The sequence below is a fragment of the Embleya australiensis genome (assembly GCF_051903075.1).
GTDB lineage: Bacteria > Actinomycetota > Actinomycetes > Streptomycetales > Streptomycetaceae > Embleya.
The window spans coordinates 3,166,730-3,189,887 of sequence record NZ_CP182422.1; the positions used below are offsets into that span (position 1 = coordinate 3,166,730).

The 23,158-nt window shown below is 72.6% G+C and carries 22 protein-coding genes; 11 read left to right on the plus strand and 11 right to left on the minus strand.

The window, feature by feature from the left end; translation table 11 throughout:
- Positions 1-2 precede the first annotated feature (2 nt).
- Together ACMXN5_RS13405 and ACMXN5_RS13410 are read left to right on the plus strand one after the other, a co-directional pair.
- Positions 3-1,583 (plus strand): acyl-CoA synthetase, encoded by a 1,581-nt coding sequence (locus ACMXN5_RS13405; RefSeq protein ID WP_439675450.1) that lies wholly within the window; start codon positions 3-5, stop codon positions 1,581-1,583.
- 589 nt (positions 1,584-2,172) lie between these two features.
- Positions 2,173-3,084 carry a DUF2797 domain-containing protein gene (locus ACMXN5_RS13410; RefSeq protein WP_439675451.1) on the plus strand — a complete coding sequence of 304 codons (912 nt, stop codon included), beginning with the start codon at positions 2,173-2,175 and terminating at the stop codon, positions 3,082-3,084.
- A gap of 39 nt (positions 3,085-3,123) precedes the next feature.
- Here the strand turns inward: ACMXN5_RS13410 and ACMXN5_RS13415 are convergent, their stop codons facing one another.
- Entirely contained in the window at positions 3,124-4,305 is a 1,182-nt protein-coding gene (locus ACMXN5_RS13415; protein ID WP_439675452.1) for an SCO2583/SCO2584 N-terminal domain-containing protein, read from the minus strand.
- Positions 4,306-4,474: 169 nt separating this feature from the next.
- Here ACMXN5_RS13415 and ACMXN5_RS13420 point away from each other — a divergent pair, with 169 nt between their 5' ends.
- Positions 4,475-5,353, plus strand: a complete 879-nt coding sequence (locus ACMXN5_RS13420; protein ID WP_439675453.1) for a carboxymuconolactone decarboxylase family protein — start codon at positions 4,475-4,477, stop codon at positions 5,351-5,353.
- On the opposite strand, the gene ACMXN5_RS13425 is transcribed toward ACMXN5_RS13420, so the two are convergent.
- Complete coding sequence (locus ACMXN5_RS13425) at positions 5,320-5,874, minus strand: GNAT family N-acetyltransferase (RefSeq protein WP_439675454.1); 555 nt, start codon at positions 5,872-5,874, stop codon at positions 5,320-5,322. The two genes, ACMXN5_RS13420 and ACMXN5_RS13425, sit on opposite strands and share 34 nt — an antisense overlap.
- Before the next feature lie 81 nt (positions 5,875-5,955).
- Positions 5,956-6,978 (minus strand): AraC family transcriptional regulator, encoded by a 1,023-nt coding sequence (locus ACMXN5_RS13430; protein ID WP_439675455.1) that lies wholly within the window; start codon positions 6,976-6,978, stop codon positions 5,956-5,958.
- Positions 6,979-7,069: 91 nt separating this feature from the next.
- On the opposite strand from ACMXN5_RS13430, the gene ACMXN5_RS13435 reads away from it, so the two are divergent.
- The 3 genes from ACMXN5_RS13435 to ACMXN5_RS13445 are packed head-to-tail and all read left to right on the plus strand — an operon-like array spanning position 7,070 to position 9,011.
- A complete protein-coding gene (locus ACMXN5_RS13435; RefSeq protein WP_439675456.1) occupies positions 7,070-7,933 on the plus strand; it encodes an NAD(P)H-binding protein in 864 nt (287 codons plus the stop codon).
- On the plus strand, positions 7,930-8,415 hold the full coding sequence (locus ACMXN5_RS13440; protein WP_439675457.1) for an anthrone oxygenase family protein: 486 nt from the start codon (positions 7,930-7,932) through the stop codon (positions 8,413-8,415). The genes ACMXN5_RS13435 and ACMXN5_RS13440 overlap by 4 nt, the downstream gene beginning before the upstream one ends.
- Positions 8,416-8,453: 38 nt before the next feature.
- Positions 8,454-9,011: an anthrone oxygenase family protein gene (locus ACMXN5_RS13445; RefSeq protein WP_439675458.1), complete on the plus strand. Its 558-nt coding sequence runs from the start codon at positions 8,454-8,456 to the stop codon at positions 9,009-9,011.
- 106 nt (positions 9,012-9,117) lie between these two features.
- On the opposite strand, the gene ACMXN5_RS13450 is transcribed toward ACMXN5_RS13445, so the two are convergent.
- On the minus strand, positions 9,118-10,311 hold the full coding sequence (locus ACMXN5_RS13450) for an RtcB family protein (protein WP_439675459.1): 1,194 nt from the start codon (positions 10,309-10,311) through the stop codon (positions 9,118-9,120).
- A gap of 426 nt (positions 10,312-10,737) precedes the next feature.
- Here ACMXN5_RS13450 and ACMXN5_RS13455 point away from each other — a divergent pair, with 426 nt between their 5' ends.
- Positions 10,738-10,956 carry a hypothetical protein gene (locus tag ACMXN5_RS13455; RefSeq protein WP_078976754.1) on the plus strand — a complete coding sequence of 73 codons (219 nt, stop codon included), beginning with the start codon at positions 10,738-10,740 and terminating at the stop codon, positions 10,954-10,956.
- 21 nt (positions 10,957-10,977) lie between these two features.
- On the opposite strand, the gene purU is transcribed toward ACMXN5_RS13455, so the two are convergent.
- The 6 genes from purU to ACMXN5_RS13485 form a co-directional block, all read right to left on the minus strand.
- Complete coding sequence (purU, locus tag ACMXN5_RS13460) at positions 10,978-11,886, minus strand: formyltetrahydrofolate deformylase (RefSeq protein WP_395794145.1); 909 nt, start codon at positions 11,884-11,886, stop codon at positions 10,978-10,980.
- Positions 11,887-11,997: 111 nt separating this feature from the next.
- Positions 11,998-12,444 carry an SCO4402 family protein gene (locus tag ACMXN5_RS13465; protein ID WP_439675460.1) on the minus strand — a complete coding sequence of 149 codons (447 nt, stop codon included), beginning with the start codon at positions 12,442-12,444 and terminating at the stop codon, positions 11,998-12,000.
- 201 nt (positions 12,445-12,645) lie between these two features.
- Positions 12,646-13,488, minus strand: a complete 843-nt coding sequence (locus ACMXN5_RS13470; RefSeq protein ID WP_439675461.1) for a hypothetical protein — start codon at positions 13,486-13,488, stop codon at positions 12,646-12,648.
- Between the two features lie 206 nt (positions 13,489-13,694).
- On the minus strand, positions 13,695-14,819 hold the full coding sequence (locus ACMXN5_RS13475) for a uroporphyrinogen-III synthase (protein WP_439675462.1): 1,125 nt from the start codon (positions 14,817-14,819) through the stop codon (positions 13,695-13,697).
- A 206-nt stretch (positions 14,820-15,025) separates the two neighbouring features.
- On the minus strand, positions 15,026-16,399 hold the full coding sequence (locus ACMXN5_RS13480) for a hypothetical protein (protein WP_439675463.1): 1,374 nt from the start codon (positions 16,397-16,399) through the stop codon (positions 15,026-15,028).
- Between the two features lie 209 nt (positions 16,400-16,608).
- On the minus strand, positions 16,609-17,985 hold the full coding sequence (locus ACMXN5_RS13485) for a transcriptional regulator (protein WP_439675464.1): 1,377 nt from the start codon (positions 17,983-17,985) through the stop codon (positions 16,609-16,611).
- A 443-nt stretch (positions 17,986-18,428) separates the two neighbouring features.
- Here ACMXN5_RS13485 and ACMXN5_RS13490 point away from each other — a divergent pair, with 443 nt between their 5' ends.
- A complete protein-coding gene (locus tag ACMXN5_RS13490) occupies positions 18,429-19,085 on the plus strand; it encodes a bifunctional DNA primase/polymerase (RefSeq protein ID WP_439675465.1) in 657 nt (218 codons plus the stop codon).
- Positions 19,086-19,209: 124 nt separating this feature from the next.
- Here the strand turns inward: ACMXN5_RS13490 and ACMXN5_RS13495 are convergent, their stop codons facing one another.
- Positions 19,210-19,899, minus strand: a complete 690-nt coding sequence (locus ACMXN5_RS13495) for a metal-dependent transcriptional regulator (RefSeq protein ID WP_078976746.1) — start codon at positions 19,897-19,899, stop codon at positions 19,210-19,212.
- A gap of 272 nt (positions 19,900-20,171) precedes the next feature.
- Here ACMXN5_RS13495 and ACMXN5_RS13500 point away from each other — a divergent pair, with 272 nt between their 5' ends.
- From ACMXN5_RS13500 to ACMXN5_RS13510, 3 genes are all read left to right on the plus strand, one after another.
- On the plus strand, positions 20,172-21,506 hold the full coding sequence (locus ACMXN5_RS13500; protein WP_439675466.1) for a cryptochrome/photolyase family protein: 1,335 nt from the start codon (positions 20,172-20,174) through the stop codon (positions 21,504-21,506).
- An 80-nt stretch (positions 21,507-21,586) separates the two neighbouring features.
- On the plus strand, positions 21,587-22,333 hold the full coding sequence (locus ACMXN5_RS13505; RefSeq protein ID WP_380042533.1) for a sugar isomerase domain-containing protein: 747 nt from the start codon (positions 21,587-21,589) through the stop codon (positions 22,331-22,333).
- Between the two features lie 8 nt (positions 22,334-22,341).
- Positions 22,342-23,145 (plus strand): hypothetical protein, encoded by an 804-nt coding sequence (locus ACMXN5_RS13510; protein WP_439675467.1) that lies wholly within the window; start codon positions 22,342-22,344, stop codon positions 23,143-23,145.
- Positions 23,146-23,158: the final 13 nt, after the last annotated feature.

The window sequence follows — 23,158 nt, forward strand, 5'->3', positions numbered from 1 at the left end:
CAATGACCCAACGGGTGTTCAACCTGGCCGACCTCTTCGAGGTGGTGGTCGACGCGTGTCCGGACCGGCTCGCGCTGGTCGCGGGCGAGGTACGGCTGACCTATCGCGAACTGGACGAGCGGGCCAACCGTGCCGCACACGCCTTCGCCTCGGCGGGTCTGCCGGTGGGCGCGCACATCGGCATCTACTCGCGCAACCGCGCCGAGTGGATGGAGGCGATGATCGGCGCGTTCAAGGCGCGGATGGTGCCGATCAACATCAACTTCCGCTACGTGGAAGAGGAACTGCGCTACATCGTGGACAACGCGGACCTTTCGGCCCTGGTCGTCGAGCGCGGCTATCTGCCCAAGGTCGCCGCGGTGCGGGCCGACGCGCCCGCGCTCGGCCCGGTGTTCGTGCTGGCCGACGAGAACGACGACACGCTCGACGCCACGATCGACTACGAGGCGGCGCTCGCGGCCGAGAGCGCCGACCGCGACTTCGGGCCGCGCTCCCCCGACGACCGCTACATGGTCTACACCGGCGGCACCACCGGCTTCCCCAAGGGCGTCGAATGGCGCGCGCACGACATCTTCTGCTCGGCGATGGGCGGCGGGAACTTCGGCGGCGAGCCGATCGCCGACCCCGAACTGCTCGCCGAGAAGGCCAAGGGCGCGCCGCTGGTACAGATGCTGACCACGCCGCTGATGCACGGCAACGGCCAGTGGATCACCTGGATCACCCTGTTCGGCGCGGGCACCGCGGTGTTGTGGACCGGTCCGCGCTACGACCCGGCCGAGATCCTGCGCACCGTCGCCCGCGAGGGCTGCGTGACGATGATGCTGGTCGGCGACGCGATGGCGCGCCCGATCGCGGACGAGTTGGAGAGCGGCGCGTACGCCGTCGACACGCTCAAGGTCATCGGCTCCGGCGGCGCCCTGCTCTCGCCCACGGTCAAGGCCCAACTCACCCGGCTGATCCCCGGCCTGTACATCGCCGACAGCTTCGGCGCCTCGGAGTTCGGCGCGGGCAGCGCGCAGACCGCCGGCGGCCGATTCCCGATGAAACCGAAGACCGCCATCCTGGGCGAGGACCTGCGCCCGGTGGGAGTGGGCGAGACCGGACGGATGGCCCGCACCGGCCACATCCCGCTCGGCTACTACAAGGACCCGGTCAAGACCGCCGACACCTTCCACGTCGACCCGGACGGCGTGCGCTGGGTGGTCCCCGGCGACTACGCCCGCGTCGAGGACGACGGCGACGTAACCCTGCTCGGCCGCGGCTCGGTATGCATCAACACCGGCGGCGAAAAGGTCTTCCCCGAAGAGGTCGAGGGCATCCTCAAGGCCCACCCGGCAATCTACGACGCGGTAGTGGTCGGCCTCCCCGACCCAAGATTCGGCGAACGAGTCACAGCCGTGGTCTCCCTGCGCCCGGCCCACACCATAACCCTGCCCGAACTCACCAATCACACCCAAACCCACCTGGCAGGCTACAAAACCCCCCGAAGCCTGGTAATAGTCCCAGAAATCCCCCGCACCCCAGCCGGCAAACCCGACTACCGCTGGGCCAAATCCACAGCCCAAACAACAACCACCCCCTAAACCCACCCCAACCCCAGCCCGTCCGACGCTTGAGAACAAGCGGCCCGCAGACCGGCCCAAAGACACCGGGCACCGGGCACCGGCACCGGCACCGGCACCGGGCACCGGGCACCGGGCAACCAACTCAGCCCGACCCAACCCAAACCCAGCCCGTCCGGCGCTTGAGGACAAGCGGCCCGCAGGCCGGCCCGAAGGCACCGGGCACCGGGCACAACCAACTCAGCCCGACCCAACCCAAACCCAGCCCGTCCGGCGCTTGAGGACAAGCGGGCCGCAGGCCGGCCCGGAGGCACCGGGCACCGGGCACAACCAACTCAGCCCGATCCAACCCAAACCCAGCCCGTCCGGCGCTTGAGGACAAGCGGGCCGCAGGCCGGCCCGGAGGCACCGGCACCACGCCACCAGCACAACCAACCCACCCCAAACCCAGCCCATCCGGCGCTTGAGGACAGGCAGGCCAGGCTCGGCGACACCAACGCGCCACGCAACCCGCCCCCCCGACCCGCCCAGCCCGTCCGGCGCTTGAGGACAAGCCGGCCACCAAACAGCCCACCCATACCACCCAGCGCGTTTCGCGTATCGTGTGGCGATGACCGTCCCCCACCAGCGAACCGGCCCCCTGGCCACCGGCATCCACTGGCACGACGGCCGCGCCCACCTCGCCCTCACCGGCCCCGGCGACGAACAGTCCAGCCAACCGCTACCCCTCGGCGCCCCCACCGGCTGGCGCCTGACCGGCCCCCGCACCTGCGTCGGCATCCGCCGCAAGACCGGCCGCCGCACCCCCTGCCCCACCCTCGCCCCGCTGCCCGCGACCGCCCCCCGCTCGCAGTGCGAGGCATGCGCGCTCGCCGACCCCGGCCGCAAACTCGCGCGCGATCAGGCGATGGACGACCCGCGCCCGTTCTCGCTCTACCTCGCCTGGTTCGGCCCCGGCCTGGTCAAGGTCGGCCTCACCGCCACCGAACGCCGCGCGGCCCGCCTCGCCGACCAGGGCGCGCCGATGTTCACCTGGCTCGGCCACGGCCCGCTGATCCCGGTCCGCGACACCGAACGCCGATGCTCGGCCACGGGCACCGTCCGCGAACGTATCCCGCACCGGGCCAAGACCACCGCCTGGTGGCGCCCGCGCGAGCTGGATTCCCCGGCCGAACTGATCGCCGCACACGCCCGGTTGACCCCCCTGCTCCCGGACACGATGACCCCCGCACCGTGCGACGTCCAGGACCTGAGCCGCTTCTACGGCCTGGCCGACGCCCCGCCACCGACCCGGAACCAGGTCACCGGCCTCACCGAAAACGCGCTGCTGTACGGCGAGTTGACCTGCGTCGCGGGCCACGACGCCCTGATCACCACGGACACCGGCCCGCTGTTCGTGGACCTGCGCCTGCTCACCGGATGGCACCTGACCCCGGCCCGCGGCGCCCCTTCCGGCCTCACCCTCAAGCCCCTGGACACCGGCCGCGCCCCGGACGGCTCGGTCCAGGAGGGCCTGTTCTAGCGCAGCCGATCCCCACCACAAGAATCAAGACCACAAGGATCAGACCCGGCTCACCCGCTGACACTCCCCCGGCACCCCATCCTCGATCGGCTTGCTCCGGTCGTACGGGTCGACCGTCTTCGGCGACCCCGACGGCATCGTCGAATCGTCGTCCGAGAACTCCGGCCGCACGAAGCCGTCCAGGCGCGTGCACGAGCTGTTCGCCGCGTCGAACCCGACCTGCCCCACCGCGATCCGGCCGCGCACCGTCGCCTGATAGCGGGGCCCGCGATAGACCTTCGTCTCCAACACCCGACGCACCACCGAGCGCGTCACCGTCGCGTCCGCCCCGCTGCCGGCCTTGGCCACCGGGTAGACGAACGAGTAGTCGGCGTGCACCGTCAGGGTGCCCTCGCCGTCGACGTCGTAGCTCGTGATGCCGTTGACCTTGACCACCCGGCCCACCTGCTCGATCTCCTTGGGATCGAACCTGGTCACCCACGAGACCGGGTTGTCCGGCTCCCATCGGTTCGTCCGCAGCGCGTCCTCGATCCGCGCGACCTGGCCGTCGGCCGGATCCAGGAGCGCGAGATAGCCGGCCGGCCGCCCGCCCGCGAGCACGTCGCGGTCCAGGTTGCCCGCGATCAGCAGCCGCCGGGTCAGGTCCAGCGCCTCGGTGACCTCGGCCGCGCTGTACCCGAGCACCGCCTTGACCTCGGGCAGGGTCAGACCCGCCTCGTTGTCCGCGTAGTTCACGGCCGGCGAGCCCGCGAACGGATTCTTCCGGGTGGGCCGGTCCGGATCGACACCCCGGCGGTCCCCCGCCGACGGCACCGAAGTGGCCACCCCACTGACCGACGGCTGCACCATCGGATCGTCGCCCGCGGCCGTGTTCGACGTGCCGAACCAGCCGAACACCCGGTCCGGCGCGGCGGCGAAGGCCACCAGCGCAAGCACCGCGACGGTCACCAGGACCGTCTTCCACCGGCGCCGGCGCGGCGGCCGGCTCCCCCCGTCGGCCCGCCACGGGGTGTGCTGCGGCGGCTCGTTCGCCCATTTCCGGGCAAGCATGCGGGCCCGCGCGGACCCCTCGGTCGTGGTCGCGCCCCGGACGAAGTCCTCGTCGAACACGTACCCGGCGAACGGGTCGTTCGGGTCGGCCCCTCCCGACCCGGCGCCCGCCGGTCCATCCATCCGGTCGCGGCCGTCGCCTGCGTCCCGGTTCCCCCTCTGATCAGACATCGGAGCAAGATAGCCGTGCCAACCGACAGGTCCGGGCTCATGTGACCCGGATCATGGTTTGCCGCCGAACCGGCATCTCGCGGACACGGATCATTGGCGGCACGGACACCGGAATCGGTCTCACACGCGCCTTGACTTCGAGTTCACTCCAACTCGTAGGCTCCCGATCATGAACAGCACGGGAGACACCACCACCGCCACCCTCACCGGCCCGAACGACCGCTACGAGCGCGGCCTGGCCGTCCTTCGACAGGTCGCCGGCCCCGAGCAGTCGACCGTGCTCGACGGCTTCGCCCAGATCGCGCCGGACCTGACCCGGTTCGTCGTCGAGTTCGGCTACGGCGACGTCTACACGCGGCCCGGACTGACGCTGCGCGAGCGGCAGTTGGCCACCATCGCCGCACTGGCCGCGCTCGGCAACGCGGCGCCGCAGTTGCGCTTCCACCTGGCCGGCGCGCTCAACGTCGGCTGCACGCGGCGCGAGATCGTCGAGACGCTGATCCACGTCACCCTCTACGCCGGTTTCCCGGCCGCGCTCAACGGACTGGGCGTGGCGCGCGAGGTGTTCGAGGCGTACCCGGACACCGCGACCGAGGATGCCGAGGCCGCCGGCGAGGGCCCGGACGCCGCCGAGACCACCGCCGACCGCTACCGCCGGGGGCTGACCGCGCTCACTGAGATCGACGGGCACGCCGGCGAGCAGGTGGTCGCCTCGCTCCGGGACATCGCCCCCGATCTGGGCCGCTACGTGATCGAGTTCGCCTTCGGCGACGTCTACTCGCGCACCGGCCTGGACCTGCGTACCCGCGAACTCGCCACGATCGCGATGTGCACCGCGCTCGGCACGGTCGCGCCGCAACTGGCGGTGCACATCCACGGTCTGCTCAACGTCGGGGGCACCGAGGAGGACGTGGTCGAGACGATCACCCACATGGTCGGCTACGCCGGATTCCCCGCCGCGCTCAACGGCATCGCCGTCGCCCGCACGGTGTTCGCCGAGCGGGCGGCCGCAGGTCAGGCGTCGACCGACTCCGCGACCGAGTCCTGAGGCAGCAGGTACACATCCCGGCCCTCCACGTCGACGAACGCGTCGCTCGGGCGGAAACCGACCCGGCGGGCCAGGGTCAGCGACGGCACGTTGTCCGCGTTGATCACCGCGAAGATCGGCACCGTCGGCAGCGTACGACGGGCCAGCGCGACGGTGACGTCGACCGCCTCCCGGGCCAGGCCCCGACCCCACGCGACCGGCGAGAAGCGGTAGTAGAGGTTGAACACCGGGACACCGTCGGGACGCAACCGCCGGGTCAACTGGGTCCCGGCGAAGCCGAACACCTCGGTGGGGCGCTCGCGCGACGCGACCGCGCAGTAGCCGATCCCGTCCCGCTCCCAGTCCTCGATCATCGTCCGTAGGAACTCGACGCCCGCCTCGGCCGACGGCATCGGCCCCTGCGGGTTGTAGCGGTTGGTCTCGGGATCCCCGTGCACGGCGAACACCGCCGCCGCGTCGTCGGGGTGGGGCCTGGTCAGGACCAGTCGTTCGGTCTCGGCGACCGTGATGCGAGTCGTCACGCGCGTGCCGTTCGATTCGTTCGATGTGCGATAGGGGAGTCTGTACCGCGGGTTTCGTGCCCGCCCAGCCTAATCACCCGATCACACGATCCGATGATCGTCGGGGGTGATCGGCTCGTTCCCCTCGGCCCGCTGGTGGCGCGATCCGTCGATACCCACGCCCTCGCGGCGCAGGGCCCGGGTGCGGTGTTCGCGCGGGCTCATCCCCCGGACCCGCTTGAACGCCGTGCTGAGCGCGAACGCGTCGCCGTAGCCCACCTTTTCCGCGACCGCCCCGACCGTGGCCTCCGGTTGGCACAGCAGGTCCGCGGCCAGCGACAGCCGCCAGGCGGTGAGGAACGCCATCGGCGGCTCGCCGATCAGTTCGCTGAACCGCCGCGCCAGCGCGGCCCGGGACACCCCGGCCGAGGCGGCCAACGACGCGACCGTCCACGGTTGTTCGGGGTTGTTGTAGATCAGGCACAACACGTGGCCGATCACCGGGTCGCGGTAGCCGCGGTACCAGCCCGGCGCGTCTGTTCCGGAACGGGCGAACCACGAGCGCAACATCGCGATCAGCAGCAGGTCGAGGAGGCGGTCCAGGACCGCCTCCTGGCCCGCCTCGTCCTTGACGATCTCGGTGGCCAGGAGCGGGATCACCGGGCAGTCCACCTCGTTCGCCCGGATCACCGCCAGGGTGGGCAGTGCCTCCAGGAGCGAACGGCTGACCTCGCCGGCCAGCTGGTAGGTCCCGGTCAGCATGATCGTCTCGGCCTCGGCGCTGTTGCCCCACGTGCGCACGCCGAGCGCCATCTCCTTGGCCAGGTCCCGCCCCTCGGGCGTGGTACAGCGCTGGCCGGGATGGATGATGATCTGCGGTTGTGTGTCCGGCTCGTCGGAGACCCGGTAGTGGTCGGGCCCGCGCACGATCGCCACGTCGCCGGCGGTCAGTCGCTCCGATTCGCCCCGGTCCAGCGCGATCCACGCATGGCCGCGCACCACCGCCACGACGGTCAGCGGCGCCTCGTCGTGAATGCGCATGGACCACGGCGCGCTGAGCATCGAACGGAGCAGGAAGGCGCCCTGCGCCCGGGGTCCGTTGAGCAGGCTCGCGAGAGCATCCATACCCGCATCCTAGCGAAGATCAAGACGATCAAACATGTTATTGGGCGCTTCAGCGATGTTCACTCTCACCGCCGGGCCCTTGAATAGAGCCATGACGACGAACGAACAGCACCTCGCGAACACCGCCGGCACCGACTACTCCACCACGCTGGTCGTGGGCGGAACCGGCAAGACCGGCCGCCGAATCGCCGCGAAACTGATCGAGCGGGGCCGCACGGTCCGCCTCGGTTCGCGCTCCGCGCCGATCCCCTTCGACTGGACCGACCGCACCACGTGGGCCCCGGCGCTGCGCGACGTGGAGAAGGTGTACATCTCCTACCAGCCGGACATCGCCGCCCCCGGCGGCGCGGACACGGTCGGCGCGTTCGCCGATCTCGCGGCCGAGAGCGGCGTGCGGCATTTGGTCCTGCTGTCCGGCCGGGGCGAGCCCGAGGCGCAGGACGCCGAGGCCCGGGTGCGTGCCTCCGGCGCCCACTGGACCATCGTGCGGGCCTCCTTCTTCGCCCAGAACTTCGACGAGGGCGAGTTCCTCGGCCCGATCCTGGCGGGCGAGTTGGCGCTGCCCGTCGGAGCGGTGGGCGAGCCGTTCATCGACGTGGAGGACATCGCCGACGTCGCGGTCGCCGCGCTCACCGAGGACGGGCACACCGGGCAGGTGTACGAGGTGACCGGGCCGCGGCTGCTGACCTTCGCCGACGCGGTGGCCGAGATCGCCCGCGCGTCGGGCCGCGAGATCGGCTACGTCCAGGTACCCCTGGAGGCATACACGGCGACCCTGACCGGGCACGGTGTTCCCGCCGAGGTCGTCGACCTGCTGGCCTTCCTGTTCGGCGAGGTCCTCGACGGACGCAACGCGCACGTGGCCGACGGTGTGCGCCGCGCGCTCGGCCGGGAACCCCGCGACTTCTCCGACTACGCACGCGACGCCGCCGCCCGCGGTGTCTGGAAGGTGTGACCACGAGCGGCCCCCTGTTCGTCCTGACCGTGGTCGCGGCCATCGGCTGCGCCACGATGGGCGGAGTCTTCTACGGCTTCTCCTCCTTCGTGATGGCCGGTCTGGGCCGGCTCCCGGCGAACCAGGGGGCCGCGGCCATGCGTGCGCTCAACATCGAGGCCCCCAAGCCGCCGCTGATGATCGGCCTGCTCGGCACCTCCCTGCTCTGCGCGGGCCTGGGCGTGACCGCGCTGGTGTCCTGGGACGGGGCGTACTCCGGCTACCTGATCGCCGGCGCGCTGAGCTACCTGATCGGCCCGCTCGGGCTGACCGCCGGCTACCACGTGCCGCGCAACAACGCGCTGGACCGGGTCGAGCCGAACTCGCAGGCGGAGGAGCGCCTCTGGGCCACGTTCCCGACCGAGTGGGCCCGGGCGAACCACCTGCGCGCGCTGGGCGGCGTCGCCGCCGCGGTCTGCCTGACCCTCGCCCTCACCCGCTGACCTCTCGAGACCACCCATCCGAAAACGGGGACCCCGGCATGACCCAGCCATCCACGCGGTCGTCCACACCACCAACCCGCACCGCCGCCATCGTGCTGGGCGCCGGTCTGGTCACCACCGGCCTCGTCGCCGGCCTCTACTTCTGCTTCGCGGTCGCGATCATGCCGGCCCTGGGCCACGTCGACGACCGCACCTTCATCGACTTCCTCCAGCAGGTCAACAGGAGCATCGAGAACCCGGTCTTCTTCTCCTGCTTCTTCGGCGCCCCGATTCTGGGCGTGATCTCCATCGTGCAGACCCGAAGGCTCGGCACCCCCGAGACCGTCCGCTGGATCATCGCCGGCGTCGCCCTGGCCTTCGTCGGCATGCTGATCACCATGGGCGGCAACATCCCGCTCAACAACAAGATCGACGACGCCGGCGACCCCGCGAAGGTCGTCGACCCGGCCAAACTCCGCGAAGACGTCGAAAACAGCTGGATAGCCTGGAACATAGCCAGAACCCTCTTCGCCACCGCCGGCCTCGCCGCCCTCACCCGAGCCACCCGCCTCCTCGCCCGAACCACCCGCGCCGAGCGCGCCGGCCGCGCCGCCTGAGCCGCCCGAACCCACCCACCACACGCCGAAGGCCCGCCCGATCCCGGGCGGGCCTTCGGCCGTGTCGCGTTCGCGTCCACCGGCTCGCGACCGGCGGACCCGGGCCTCAGCCCTTGACGCAGACCACCTGACGCAGTTCCGCGACCACCTCGACCAGGTCCTGCTGCTGCCGCATGACCTGCTCGATCTTCTTGTACGCGCCCGGGATCTCGTCCACGACGCCGGAGTCCTTGCGGCACTCCACGCCCTCGGTCTGCGCGGCGAGGTCGGCGACGGTGAACCGCTTCTTGGCGGCGTTGCGGCTCATCCGGCGACCGGCGCCGTGCGACGCGGAGTTGAACGCGGCCTCGTTGCCCAGACCGCGGACGATGTAGGAGCGTGTGCCCATCGACCCCGGGATGATGCCGAGGTCGCCGGCCCCCGCGCGGATGGCGCCCTTGCGAGTCACCAGCAGGTCCACCCCGTCGTACGTCTCCTCCGAAACGTAGTTGTGGTGACAGCTGATCGTCTCCTCGAAGGTCACCCGCGCCTTGCGGAACTCGCGCCGGATCACCTCCTGGTACAGGGCCATCATGATCGCCCGGTTCCGCGCCGCGTACTCCTGCGCCCAGTACAGGTCGGAGCGGTACGCCGCCATCTCCGGGGTGTCGCTCACGAACACCGCGAGGTCGCGGTCGACGATGCCCTGGTTGTGCGGCAGCGACCGGGCCACCGACATGTGGTGGTCCGCCAATTCCTTGCCGATGTTGCGCGAGCCCGAGTGCAGCATGAGCCACACCGAATCGGATGTATCTACACAAAGCTCAACAAAGTGATTCCCGCCGCCGAGCGAGCCCATCTGCTTCGCGGCCCGGTCCCGGCGGAACTTCACCGCGTCGGCGACGTCGTCGAAGCGCCCCCAGAAGTCGGCCCAGCCGGCCGACCCGAGGCCGTACAGCTTGCTCGGGTCCACCTCCTCGCCGTGCATGCCCATCCCGACCGGGATGGCCCGCTCGATCTCGGACCGCACCCGGGACAGGTCGTCGGGCAGGTCGGCGGCGGTGAGCGAGGTCTTCACCGCGCTCATCCCGCAGCCGATGTCCACGCCGACCGCCGCCGGGCAGACGGCGTCGCGCATGGCGATGACCGAGCCGACCGTGGCGCCGCGGCCGTAGTGCACGTCGGGCATCACGGCGAGACCGTGCAGCCACGGCAGGGTGGTGATGTTGCGGAGCTGCTGCATGGCCTGGCCCTCGACCGCGGCCGGGTCGGTCCACATACGAATCGGTACCCGGGTGCCGGGGACCTCGGTGTACGACATGGGTGGGTCACTCTCCTGAGTGGATGGTGGTCAAACGTGAGCACGGCGGCTCGAAGTCTTGGGTGGCCGCCCCGGCGCACCCCGGGTAGTGGGCCCGGGTGCGCCACGGGGCAGCCGGTGGCGGGGACCGCAGGGTTGGCGACTGCGGGACCCGCGGAGCGGGAAACGAAGCAGGGGTTACACGCGGCGGGCCGAGGCACCCTTGACGGGGCGTCGGCCGAAGTCACGGAACCGCACCGGCTCGCTCCTCTCCCTACGGGACGGGACACACGGAGGCCCCGTCGTTGGCTCGGCCTCCATCAAGCCACGGCAACGCCGCACCCCGCAAAGGGTTTTCCGGTGCGCGCGGCGAGCCCCGCGCACGCCCCCGGGACACACCGCGCGCCGCTGTGACACCCGACCCGGGCGGGCGTACATTCCCGATGCATGTTCGTCGTCGGGGTAGCCGCGTGGATCACCGCCGTCGCCTGTGTCGTGTTCGGGCGCGATCGGCATCGGCAGCGGGTGCCTCCGGTGGTCCGCGACTTCGACGGCGACGGGCCGCTGGAGCGCACCGAGTTCCCCCGACCCGCCCGGGCCGGGTGGATCGCCGGCGCCGCCGCGGCGCTGGTCGGCTCGGCGGCGTTCGTGCTCAGCGTCAGGTGAGGCGCCCGGACGCGGGCCGGGTCAGGTGAAGACGACCGTGCGGGTCCCGTTGAGCAGTACGCGCCGCTCCGAGTGCCACTTGACCGCGCGCGCCAGCGCCTGACACTCCACGTCCCGACCGACCGCGACCAGCGCCGCCGGGGTGACCGCGTGGTCCACCCGCTCGACCTCCTGCTCGATGATCGGGCCCTCGTCCAAGTCGCCGGTGACGTAGTGCGCGGTCGCGCCGATCAGCTTCACCCCGCGCGCGTGCGCCTGGTGGTACGGCTTCGCGCCCTTGAAGCTCGGCAGGAACGAGTGGTGGATGTTGATCGCGCGGCCCTCGAGCTGCTTGCACAGGTCGTTGGACAGGACCTGCATGTAGCGCGCCAGCACCACCAGTTCCACGTCGTGCTCGTGCACCAGCGCGAGCAGCCGCGCCTCCGCCTCGGGCTTGGTCTCGCGGGTGACCGGGATGTGGTGGAAGGGCACCCCGTACGAGCGGGACAGCTCCTCGAAGTCGCGGTGGTTGGACACCACGCCGACGATCTCGATCGGCAGCGCGCCGATGCTGCTGCGGAACAGCAGGTCGTTGAGGCAGTGTCCGAACTTGCTGACCATCACGAACACGCGCATCCGCGCGTCCCCGTCGTGGATCTGCCAGTCCATGTGGAAGGACGCGCCGACGGCGGTGAAGCCCGCCCGCAGCGCGTCCAACTCGACACCCGGCTCGGCGGTGAAGTGCACGCGCATGAAGAACAGCCCGGTGTCGCGGTCGCCGAACTGCTGGCTGTCGACGATGTTGCAGCCGGTCATCATCAGGAAGCTGGCCACCGCGTGCACGATGCCGCGCTTGTCCGGACAGGACAGCGTGAGCACGTACTGGCCGGCACCCGGCGACGCGTCGCCGGCGTCGGTGCCGTCGAGAGGCTGCTGGGTCTGCTCGGTCATGACGCGCCCTTCTTTCCGATGTATGCCCGTGTCCACCCGCCATCCGCCGAGGTGCGCGGTGTCGACGTGGCGCGGCGGCCGGTCGTACAGGATCCCACGTCCGGTGCGGGCTCAGCGCCCACCGGTACGGATACGCAACACGTCGAGCGAGTCCGGCGGCGCGTCGGGGTCGTCCTCGTCCGCGCGGGCCAGCGCCACGTGCGCGGCCCGCGAGGCGGCGACCACGTCGGGCCAGCGCGGGTGGGTGAGGTAGGCGGGCGCGGGGGCGTCCTCGCCGACGTCGTGCAGCACGCCCAGGATCTCCCGCACCGCGGCGTCCACCAGGGCGGCCTCCTCGGCGTCGGTGACCAGGCAACCGACGTAGGTGGTCGCGGACCAGCGGTCCAGCCAGGAGTCGCCCACCAGGCGATAGACGGCGTCGGTGATCGAGCCGTACTCCGGGCGTCCGGCCAGCCAGGACTCGCGCTGGAACGTCGGGTCGCCGAACATGTGCAGCGCGGAGCGGACCTGGGCCCGCCAACGCCACCACGGAACGGTGCTCTGGCGCATACCTGCCATCGTGGCGCCTCCTCCCCTGTCCCCGCTTCGGTTTCACCGATCCGATCCGGTCGCGTTCCGGATCCGATCCCGACCGGATCCGGTCGGGATCGCCCGGATCACCTCGAATCGCCACCGATCATGCCGCAGACCGGATCGATCCCGCCGGCGGGGCGACGGCCCGGCCGGCGGGATCGATCCGGTCCCCGCGGTCCGGCGCGGTCAGTCCACCACCTTGATGGTGATCAGCCCGCGCTCGTCGTCGAACACCCGCAGCGCGGCCACCGCGAAGCCCGGGTGGTCGCGCATCCAGTTCTGCGCGGCGAGCAGGATCCGGGCCGCGCTGTTGAAGACCTGCGCGGCCTCCGTCGAATAGTCCCCCGGCAGGTGCGAGGACAGGTCGGTGTCGATCGCGACCTCGTACTTGCCCTTGTGGTCCAGCGTGAGCCGCACCTGCTGGAGGTGCGCGCCCTCCGCGGTGGTGTGCAGCGCCGCCAGCATCGTGGCCCCGTAGTCGTCCGCGGCCGGCTTGCGGTCGTCCCGCTCGGCGCCGAGCCGGAAGTCGATCGCGTCGCGGTCCGAGTCCAGGATCTCGATTCCGCCCACCCACAGCGCCGGATGGTCCTCGGCCCACTGCGCGGTCTCGGTCAGCAGCTTGCCCGCCCGGTCCCGGACCAGTTCCTCGGCCTGCGTGTTCGAGCCGTTGCCCCGGACCAGGTCGGTTTCGAGCGTGACCTTGTAGACCTTGTACGAGCTGACCACCCGGATCTTGGTGACGTGGCCCCCGTGCACGGTGGTCCGCAGGTGGGTCAGCAACTCGCTCCCGTATGCCCCCGACTCGGGGGTGTCGCCGGCGGCGGCGGGCGGCACGACCGGCGGCACCGTGGCGGGTGTGCCGGCCGGCGGCGCGGTCGCGGGTGTGCCGTCCGCCGCGACCGTCTTCGGCGCGGGCGTGCCGATGCGCGCCGCGCTCGGTCCCGCGGTGGCGACCGTGTCGGCGACCTTGCCGGCGTCCGGCGATCCGGTACACGCCGCGGCTCCCGCCACGGTGGTGGCGAGAAGCACGACCGCGGACAGTCGTGTGCGCTTCCGTATGCGTATCAAGGTTCGTGTTCACCCCCTGTCACCCAGCCATGGTGCGGGTTGGTCCTCGGCTCCTACCAGGCGGGGGGTAGCGCGCGGAGGAAATATACCGCTTTGCCGGCGCCCCGACCGGCATCTTTCGCCCATGGCGGGCGCCTGGGTCGAGCCGGGACCCCGCCCGACCGGGGTCAGGGATCCACGGCCAGGCGGTAGCCGCGCTTGGTGACGGTGAGGACCAGGTCCGCGTACGGCCCGAGCGCGGCGCGCAGTCGGGCGATCGCCGCCTCGACGGCGTGCTCGTCGGTCCTGGGGTCCGCCCACACCCGGCGCAGCAGTTCGGCCCGGCCCAGCACCCAGCCCGGTTTCTCGGCGAGGGCGCGCAACACGGCGCCCGGGACCGGGGGCAGCCAGATGGTCCGCCCGTCGACCAGGACCGCGTTGCCCTGGACGACCAGCCGCCGGGTGCCGGTGTCCAGCTCCCGGCGGGCCCGCGCGGGCAGCGCCTCGGCGATCGTGCGCACCAGCGAGCCGATCCGCCCGCGCTCGGGCCACACCGACTCGACGCCCAGGTCGGCCAGCGGACGCGCGCACACCGGGCCGATGCACACCGGCAGTACGTCGGCGCGCAGCGCGGCCAGCACCTCGGCATGCCGGCCGGCCGCCTGCGCGGTCTCCAGGAACGCGCCGATGGCGGGCGCGCTGGTGAAGGTGAGCGCGTGCACCTCGTGCCGCACGGTCTGCTCGACCAACCGGCGCACCGCGCCCGGATCGTCCGGTGGTCCCCAGCGGAACACCGGGATCTCCACCACTTCGGCGCCGCGTTCGCGCAGCCCCTCGGCGAAGCCCGGGGCCGGCGCGCCGTGCTCCTGGACGGCGATCCGCCGCCCGCGCAGATCGCGCGCGAGCAGCCAGGCCAGCACTTCGCCGCGCGAGTCCGAGCCGGGCGAGTAGATCTCGCGCAGCCCGCTCGCGCGCACCGCCGAGGTCGCCTTGGGCCCGCACCCGACCACCACCGCGGCCCGGCAGGCGCTCGCCAGTCGGGCGCCGCGCCCCCACCCCTCGGCGGCGCCGAACCAGCCGCGCCAGCCCACCCCGGTGGTGGCCACCACGTAGTCGAGGCGGCGGTCCAGGGCCCGTTCGGTGGCCCGGCGCAGGATCGGATCGTCGGCCGGCGACACGATCCGTACGGTGGGCGCGTCCACCACCTTGGCGCCCAGGTCCCGGAGCAGCGCGGCGAGTTCGTCGCGGCGCCGGGCCGCGGTGACGCCGATGGTGAACCCGACCAGCGGCGCGGCCCCCGTGCCTGTCTCCATGGGGTGAGACTCGCCGACGTGTGTTACGTCCCTGTTGCCGGACGGTCACGCGGGAGTTAGCGCGTGGGTCGATGGGCGGGTCGGCGGCCGGGGCCTGCGCCGGTGTGCGCGGCCCACGCGGCTCGGGACGGTTCGCGTCGGCGGCGCTCGGGTCGCCGGCGCGGCGCGGTGGGCGCTCGGAAGTCGCCGGCCGGCCCGGCGGTGGCTCAGAAGTCGCCGGCGCTGCGCTTGCCGAGGTTGTTGTCGGCCGCGATCGGGTTCCACAGGCCGACCACCTTGTTCTTGGCGGTGGTGGCGCGGCCGCCGGCGCGGTCGGCGGCGCGCTTGTGGTCGGTGTACTCGGCCTTGTGGTCCTTGCAGCCGCCGCGGGCCATCTCGGTGCCCCAGGCCGCGAGTTCGCGGTCGGACTCGGCGGAGGCGGTCCACGCCTCGCGCAGTCCGGCGACCAGGTCGGAGCCGCGGGCCAGCTTGTCGGTGGCGAGCTTGTCCAGGCCCGCGAGCTGCTCGTCGCGCTGCCGGGCCGCCTCGTTGAGCGACTGCGCGCCGGCCGCGGGATCGTCGCACTTCTGGATCTTCTGCACGGCCTGCGACACGACCTGTCGGGAGCCGGCCCCCGACTGGAGGAGGCGGTCCACGGCGGACGCCTGCGCGGCGCTCTCGCTCGCCTTGGCCGGCGGCGCCGACGTCCCGGGCGCCGCGCTCCCGGACGTCTCCGGCTTCGGACCGGCCGTCGCGGCGGCGCCCTTGTCCGCCTTGTCGCCCTTGTCGTCGTCGCCGAACGCGCCGCTGGCGAACACCCCTATCGCGGCGACCACCACGAGCGCCCCGACGCCGGCGGCGATCAGCGGCGTGCGGCCCCGGCCCGGGCCGGGGCCGCCGTGCTCGACGGGCGCGACGGTGCGCGGCCCGTACTGCGGGGCGGCAGGTTGCGGCGCGGCATACCCGGCGGACTGCGCGGCGGGATACCCGCCGGACGGCGGCGCGGGCTGCCCCGAGTAGGCCGGCCGGACCGGCGGCGCGGGAATGCCGACCGGCCCCGTACCGGCGGACGGTGAGCCGGCCACCTCGTCCCGGAACAGGCTCACCTCGAACACCTGGGTGGGGTCGGCCGGCCCCGCCGGCTGCGGCCCGGTCCCGGGCGGCGCCAGGGGCGAGCCGACCGCGGCCCCACCCGGCGGCGTATGCATCGGCCGCGGCGGCACCTGCCCGGGCGCGGCCGGCGGTTGCGCCTGCCCCGGCTCGGCCCGAAACAGCCCGTTCGCATCGTGCTGCTGCGGCTGGGATTGCTGCGGCGGCTGGGGCTGCTGCGCCGGATACGGCTGCTGCCCCGGGTAGCCCTGCTGCCCCGGAAACGACTGGTGCCCCGCATACGACTGCTGCCCGGCATACGGCTGCTGCTGTCCGGGATACGGCTGCTGCCCGTACTGCTCCGGCGGCCCCTGATCCGCGTAGTCGTCGAACCTCGGCAACACCTCGGTCTCGTCGCGCGGGAGTTCGAGCGGGCCGAAAGGCGACGGCCCCGGCTGCCCGCCGTTCGGACCGTGTCCGCCCGTGCCGCCGTCCGCTGCACCGGATCCCATGCCATCCACCCGTTCGTCGCCTCGAAGCCGTCGCACCGGGGCGTCGCGCGACCGGCCGGATCGTCCGGCGGCCGCTCCCCCGGTCCGCCCGACGGTAACTCAGTCGTTCGAGTGACGAACAGCGGCGCATGCCGCGACCGGGTGCCGGCAAGAGTGTTCGGCGACCCCGGCGAGACGGTCCGCCGCAGGTGGGCGGCGGGGTCGGGCGATCAGACGGGGACCGCGTGCACCGCCTCGGCGAATTCCCGGACCAGGGGTTCGTCCCGATACGGCTCGAGCCGGCGCTGGAAGTCCTTGAGGTATTCGAGCCCGCGCGCCGAGTGCAGCCGGCCCACCAGGTCCAGCGCCTCCGAACCGACCGCGCACGCCTCGTCGAGCCGGTTCTGCTGGAGGTGCGCGGTGGCCAGCAGGAGCGTGTCGACCGCCCGCCGGCGCACCCGCGTATCGGCATGCCCGTCCAGCGCCGCACGGGCCGCCGCCTCCGCCTGCCGGGGCCGGTCCAGGTCGCGGTAGCAGTGCGCGAACTCGTCGGACAGGTACGCCTGGGAGAAGTGGCTTATCCACGCCGGGTCCTCGTCCGGCAGCGCCAGGTCCATCGCGGACTGGGCGCGGGCCAACGAGCCCTCGCACGCGCGCGCGTCGCCGAGCAGCGCGTGCCCGCGCGCCTCGGCGGCGTGGAACATCGCCTGGGTGGTCGGCGTGGCCTCGTGCTTGGCGCCCTCCTGCGCGGCGCGGGCGAGCTGGGTGATCTCGCGCGGATTGCCCAGGCTGCCCGCGAGATGGCTCATCCCGGCGGCCAACACGTAGCCCCCGTAGGCCCGGTCCCCCGCGGCCTGGGTCAGCCGCAGCGCCTGGATGTAGTAGCGCTGGGCGAGTCCCGGCTGGCCGGTGTCCACGGCCATGTAGCCGGCCAGCTCGGTGAGCCGGGCCACGGCCGCGAAGAGGGCACGCCCCGTCTCGTCGGAATAGGTCCCGTTGAGCAGCTGCGTCACCACACTGCCCAGGTAGTGCACCACGACCGGGCGGATGTGCCCGGCGCCGAAGCGGTGGTCGAGCGCGGACAACATGTCCGTGGTCGCGCACACCGCCTCGATGTCCGAGACGCCCACGCGCGGTCCGCCGATCCGGGCCACCTGCGGATCCGGCTCGGTGATCAGCCAGTCCCGGCTGGGCGCGACCAGGGCGGCCACCGCGACCGAGGAGTTGAGCAGGAAGTCGCGCCGGTTGACGTCGCTGCGCCACAGCTCGGTGACCACCTCGACGGTGGCCGCGGGGGTCGCGGCGAACTGGAGGCCGACGTTGGTCGCCAGGCTGCGACCGTCGGCCATGCCGATCTCCTCGACGGTCACCGGCCGGCCGAGCTTGCGCCCGATCGCCTCGGCGATCAGGTTCGGCACCGCGCCGCGCGGCTGCTGACCGCGCAGCCAACGGGCCACCGAGGTCTTGTCGTAGCGCAGGTCCATGCCGTGTTCGGCCCCGCACATGTTGACCCGTCGGGCCAGCCCCGCATTCGAGCAGCCGGCCTCCTGGATCAGTGCCGTCAATCTCTCGTTGGGCTGCCTCGTCGCCTGCGTTCGCGCGGCCATCGGTGTTCCCTCCCCGACCGTTGGTGCGGGCTTGCGACATGCGGGATCGGCGCGACGGGTGCTTTCCCGGTCCCGTCGTGTGCGCGCCCGATGCCTGGTGAGTCCGGTGTGCGTGTCGAGCGGACACCGCCCGTCCGCCGGGGCCCCTGGTACGGGGAATCGCCGTTGCCGCCCGGCAGTCGGACGAGGTTCATCCGCGTACGGAGCGTAGTGACCCATATAGAGCAGCGGATAGGGCACCCTTCACTGCGCCCCCCGATCTGCACCCATGCGCCCCCCTTGCGCCGGATGGCCGGCGATGATCCCATCGCCCCTGATCACCCGGTTTCCGTCGGCCGGCGCGCGCCCGCGCGGCGTGCGACCCGGTGCCGGTGCCGGTGCGCCGTACGGGTGGCCACGAGTGCGCCCTCACCCGGCCGTAACCATCCCGTGGTCCCGCAGTTGTGCAGCACGTGGAAGACACCCTGGGGGCCCGGCAGATCGCCCGCGACACGCTTGTAGAGACCGCAGTCCGCTACGCCGAGGACCGGCACTGGGACGTGGTTCCCGGCGCCTCGGTGGTCGAGCACAGCGCGGGGCGTCGGTGCAACTGCGGCGATCCCGGGTGCGCCACCCCCGGTGCGCATCCGATCCTGCGCGACTGGGCGGTACAGGCGGCCAGTTCGCCCGCGCTGGTGCGGCGCTGGTGGGGCGAGCACCCCGACGCGGCGATCCTGCTGCCCACCGGGCGCGGGTTCGACGTGATCGACGTCCCGGAGCAGGCCGGCTGTCTGGCGCTGGCTCGGCTGGAGCGGATGGGCCTGCCGCTCGGCCCGGTGATCGCCACCCCGACCCGGCGGCTGCAGTTCCTCGTACTGCCGGGCGCGCGGGACAAAATGGGCGAGATGTTGCGCCGGATCGGCTGGAACGCCACTTCGATCGACCTGATCCCCAGGGGCGAGGGCGACTGGGTGGTGGCCCCGCCGTCGCGCATGGGCACCTCCGGCAGCGCCGCGTGGGCGCGCGAACCCACCGAGCTCAACCGCTGGCTCCCCGAGGCCCGCGAACTGGTCAGCCCGATCGCGTACGCCTGCGGCCGGTCGATGGCCGAGGCGCGCTAGCGGCGAGCGCACGGGACGTACGGCGAAGGGCCCTCGCCACCGAGACGACTCGGTGGCGAGGGCCCTCGCGCGAACCACGGCCGGCCGACCGCGAGCGACGCGCGCCGCGGCCGGCGAGCCGCGCCTAGCGCGCCGCCACGAACACGTGCGAGGCGACCTCGGGGGGCAGCTCGGCGGCCTCGCCACCGCTGCCCGCCATCACGCCGCCCGCGGACTCGTGCACACTCACCACCGCACCGGGACGAATCCCGGCCCGGCGCAGCGTGTACATCAACTGCGCGTCGGTCTGCAGCGGCTCGCCGAGCCGCCGCACCACGACGTTCTTTCCTTCCGGCCCCGCCGACTCGAGGAGCGTGACGAGGCCGCCTTCCTTGAAGGAGTCGGCGTGCAGTTCCCGGTCCAGTTCCTCCAGGCCCGGGATCGGGTTGCCGTAGGGCGATTCCTTCGGATAGCGCAGCAGTTCGAGCAGGCGGCGCTCCACCTGCTCGCTGATCACGTGCTCCCAACGGCACGCCTCGGCGTGCACCTGTTCCCAGGGCAGCCCGATGACGTCCACGAGCAGGCACTCGGCGAGTCGGTGCTTGCGCATGACCCGCGTCGCGATTCCCCGCCCCTCGGCCGTCAGTTCCAGATGACGGTCGCCCTCGACCGTCAACAACCCGTCCCGCTCCATTCGTGCCACGGTCTGGCTCACGGTCGGCCCGCTCTGCTCGAGCCGCTCCGCGATCCGCGCCCGCAGCGGGACCACACCCTCCTCCTCCAGCTCGAAAATCGTCCGGAGGTACATCTCCGTGGTGTCGATGAGTCCACTCACGACCAGCGGCTCCGTTCTTGGTGGTCCTGCCGTGCAATTCTGACGCACCTGGACCGCCGATGCGGACGTCCGGCCGATCGGGTCCCCGCGGCGTTTCCCGGCACACGCCGTCCCGTGCGCTTTGCCGCGTCATCCGTACGTGTGCCCGGCCCCGGCGGGTACACGTTGTCGGGTGCGTACGGTCATAACGTTCCGATATGCCATTGCCATCCCGGAAGACCTCGCGCCACGCGGAATCCACCGATCGAGTGCGCCGCGTCCATGTTCTCTGGTTGCGTCGCGATCTGCGGCTGTCCGATCACCCCGCGCTGCACGCCGCGGCCGGCACCGGCTTTCCCGGTACCGGGGACGGAGCACCCGCCCGGGTGTTGCCGCTGTTCGTGCTCGACCCGGCGGTGTGGGGCGCCGCGGGGCCGGCGCGCCGGGCGCACCTGGCCCGCTCGTTGCACACCCTCGACGCCGATCTGCGCGAGGCGGGCGGGCGGCTGGTGGTGCGCGCGGGCGAGCCGGCCCGGGTACTGCCCGCGCTGGTGCGCGAGAGCGGCGCCGCCGAGGTGCACGTCACGGCGGACTTCGGTCCCTACGGCCGGACCCGGGACGCGGCCGTGGCCGAGGCCCTGGACGTACCCTTCCGCGCCACCGGATCGCCGTACGCGGTCGCCCCGGGCCGGGTGCGCAAGGCCGACGGGACGCCGTATCGGGTGTTCACCCCGTTCCTGCGCGCGTGGGCCGAGCACGGGTGGCGCGAGCCGCTGCCGCGACCGACCGACCTCGCCTGGGCGCATGCCGACTCGGACGACCTGCCCGCCGTCCCCGAGCCGGCCGGGGTGGACCTGCCCGAGGCGGGCGAGCGCGCGGCGCTGGCCGCCTGGCGGGAATTTCGCGCGCACGGCCTGGACCGCTACGCGGAGCTGCGGGACCGGCCCGACCTGCCCGGCACCTCGCGGTTGTCGACGCACCTGAAGTTCGGCGAGATCCACCCGCGCACGCTGCTCGCCGACTGTCCCGACACCACGTTCCGGTCCGAGTTGGCCTGGCGCGAGTTCTACGGCGACGTGCTCTGGCACCACCCCGAGACGATGCACGAATACCTGAACCGGGACCTGGCCGGCATGGCCTACGACACCGGCCCCGACGCCGACGCGCTCTTCGACGCGTGGCGCGCGGGCCGAACCGGCTTCCCGTTCGTGGACGCGGGCATGCGGCAACTGCTCGCCGAGGGCTGGATGCACAACCGGGTACGCATGGTCGTGGCGTCCTTCCTGGTCAAGGACCTGCATCAGGAGTGGACGCGCGGCGCGGCGCACTTCATGCGGCACCTGGTGGACGGCGACCCCGCGTCCAACAGCCACGGCTGGCAGTGGACCGCGGGCTGCGGCACCGACGCGTCGCCGTGGTTTCGCGTGTTCAATCCGATCCAGCAGGGGCGCCGGTTCGATCCGCAGGGCGACTACGTGCGCCGGTACGTGCCCGAGTTGCGGCACATCGCGGGCCGCGCGGTGCACGAGCCGTGGCGGATCGGGGTCGACGGCTATCCCGATCCGATCGTGGAGCACGCCGAGGAAAGACGCGTCGCACTCGACCGCTACCAGGCGATCCGGCGGTAGGGTGCCGGATCCGCGTTCGCACGGCGGATCCGTATACGAAGCTCCGAGGACGAAGTTCCTGACGAACGGGAGGACCGGGGATGGTCGAGCTGGGCGCACGCTACCTCGACGCGGCGATCGGGCTGCTGGAACGGCTGCGGGACGTCGAACTGCCCACGATCGACCGGGCCGCGGATCGGATCGCCGGTGCCCTGGCGGAGGGCGGCCGGCTGTTCGTGTTCGGCGGCGGGCACTCCGCGCTCTCCGCGCAGGACGTGGTCTACCGCGCGGGCGGCCTGATCCTGGCCAACCCGCTGATCGCCCCCGGCAACGAGCTGACCGTGCGTCCGATCACCGTCAGCAGCGCGGTGGAGAAGCTGGCCGAGCTGGCCGGTCCCGTGCTGGACGGCGCGGGGGTGCGCGAGGGCGACGCGCTCGTGGTGATCTCGCTGTCCGGCCGCAACGGGCTGCCGGTGGAGCTGGCCCGCCGGGCGCGCGAGCGCGGCGCGCTGGTGATCGGCCTGACCTCGGTCGAGGCCAGCGAGGCCGAGCCGGCGCGGCACCCGTCGGGCACCCGGGTCCTGGACAACTGCGACATCGTCCTGGACACCGCGATCGCGGTCGGCGACGCCGCGCTGGAGGTGGAGGGTGTGCCCCAGCGGATCGGCCCGACCTCGGGTGTGGTGTGCTCGGCGGTGATGCAGACACTCATGGTCGGCGTGATCGGCCACCTGGTCTCCCGGGGGATCGAACCCCCGGTGTTCATGTCCGCGAACATAGACGGCGGCAACGCGTGGAACGAGCGGTTGCTGGCCGAACACGCGGACCGGATCTTCTACCTGAGGTGAACCCGGCAGTGCATCCCAACGCACGGTCCCACTCCCCCGAGCAGACCTCGTCCGGCGCGGGCGGCGCGGCCGACCCCCGCTGTGCCCCGCTGGTCGTCCCCGGCCGCTTCAACGGGCCGCCGGGCATGGGCAACGGCGGCTACCTGGCCGGCCTGCTGGCCACACGTGCGGTCGGCGGGATCGCCTCGGGGGTGGCCGTGACGCTGCGTCGCGCGGTGCCGCTGGACCGTCCGCTGGCCCTCGCGCACGACGCCGCGAGCGGGACGCTGACCCTGGCGGAGGACGCGGGGGCGATCGCGGAGGCCATCCCGGTCGACCCCGCACTGCCGCTGCCCACCCCGATCGACCCGGTCGCCCCCGCCGAGGCGGCCGAGGCGAGCCGGTCCTACCCGGGCTTCGCGACGTGGAACCCGTACACCGACTGCTTCGTGTGCGGCCCGGATCGGGCCGAGGGCGACGGCCTGCGGCTGTTCCCGGGCATGCTGGCCGACCGCCCGGACACCAACGCGTGCGTGTGGACCCCGCACGGCTCGCTGGTCGCGCCGGACACCGGCCAGGTGGCACCGGAGTTCGTCTGGGCCGCGCTGGACTGCCCCGGCGGCTGGACCGGCATCGACCGCGACACCGCGCTCCTGCTCGGCCGGATGACCGCGCACGTGTACGCGCTGCCCTACCCGGACGAGCCGTGCGTGGTACTCGGCCGCCTCCTGGGCCGGGACGGGCGCAAGGTACGCACCGCCACCACGCTCTACGACGCCGAGGGCCGCCCGGCCGCACACGCCGAACAGGTGTGGATCGCGCCGCGCACCTGACCCACCACGCCGC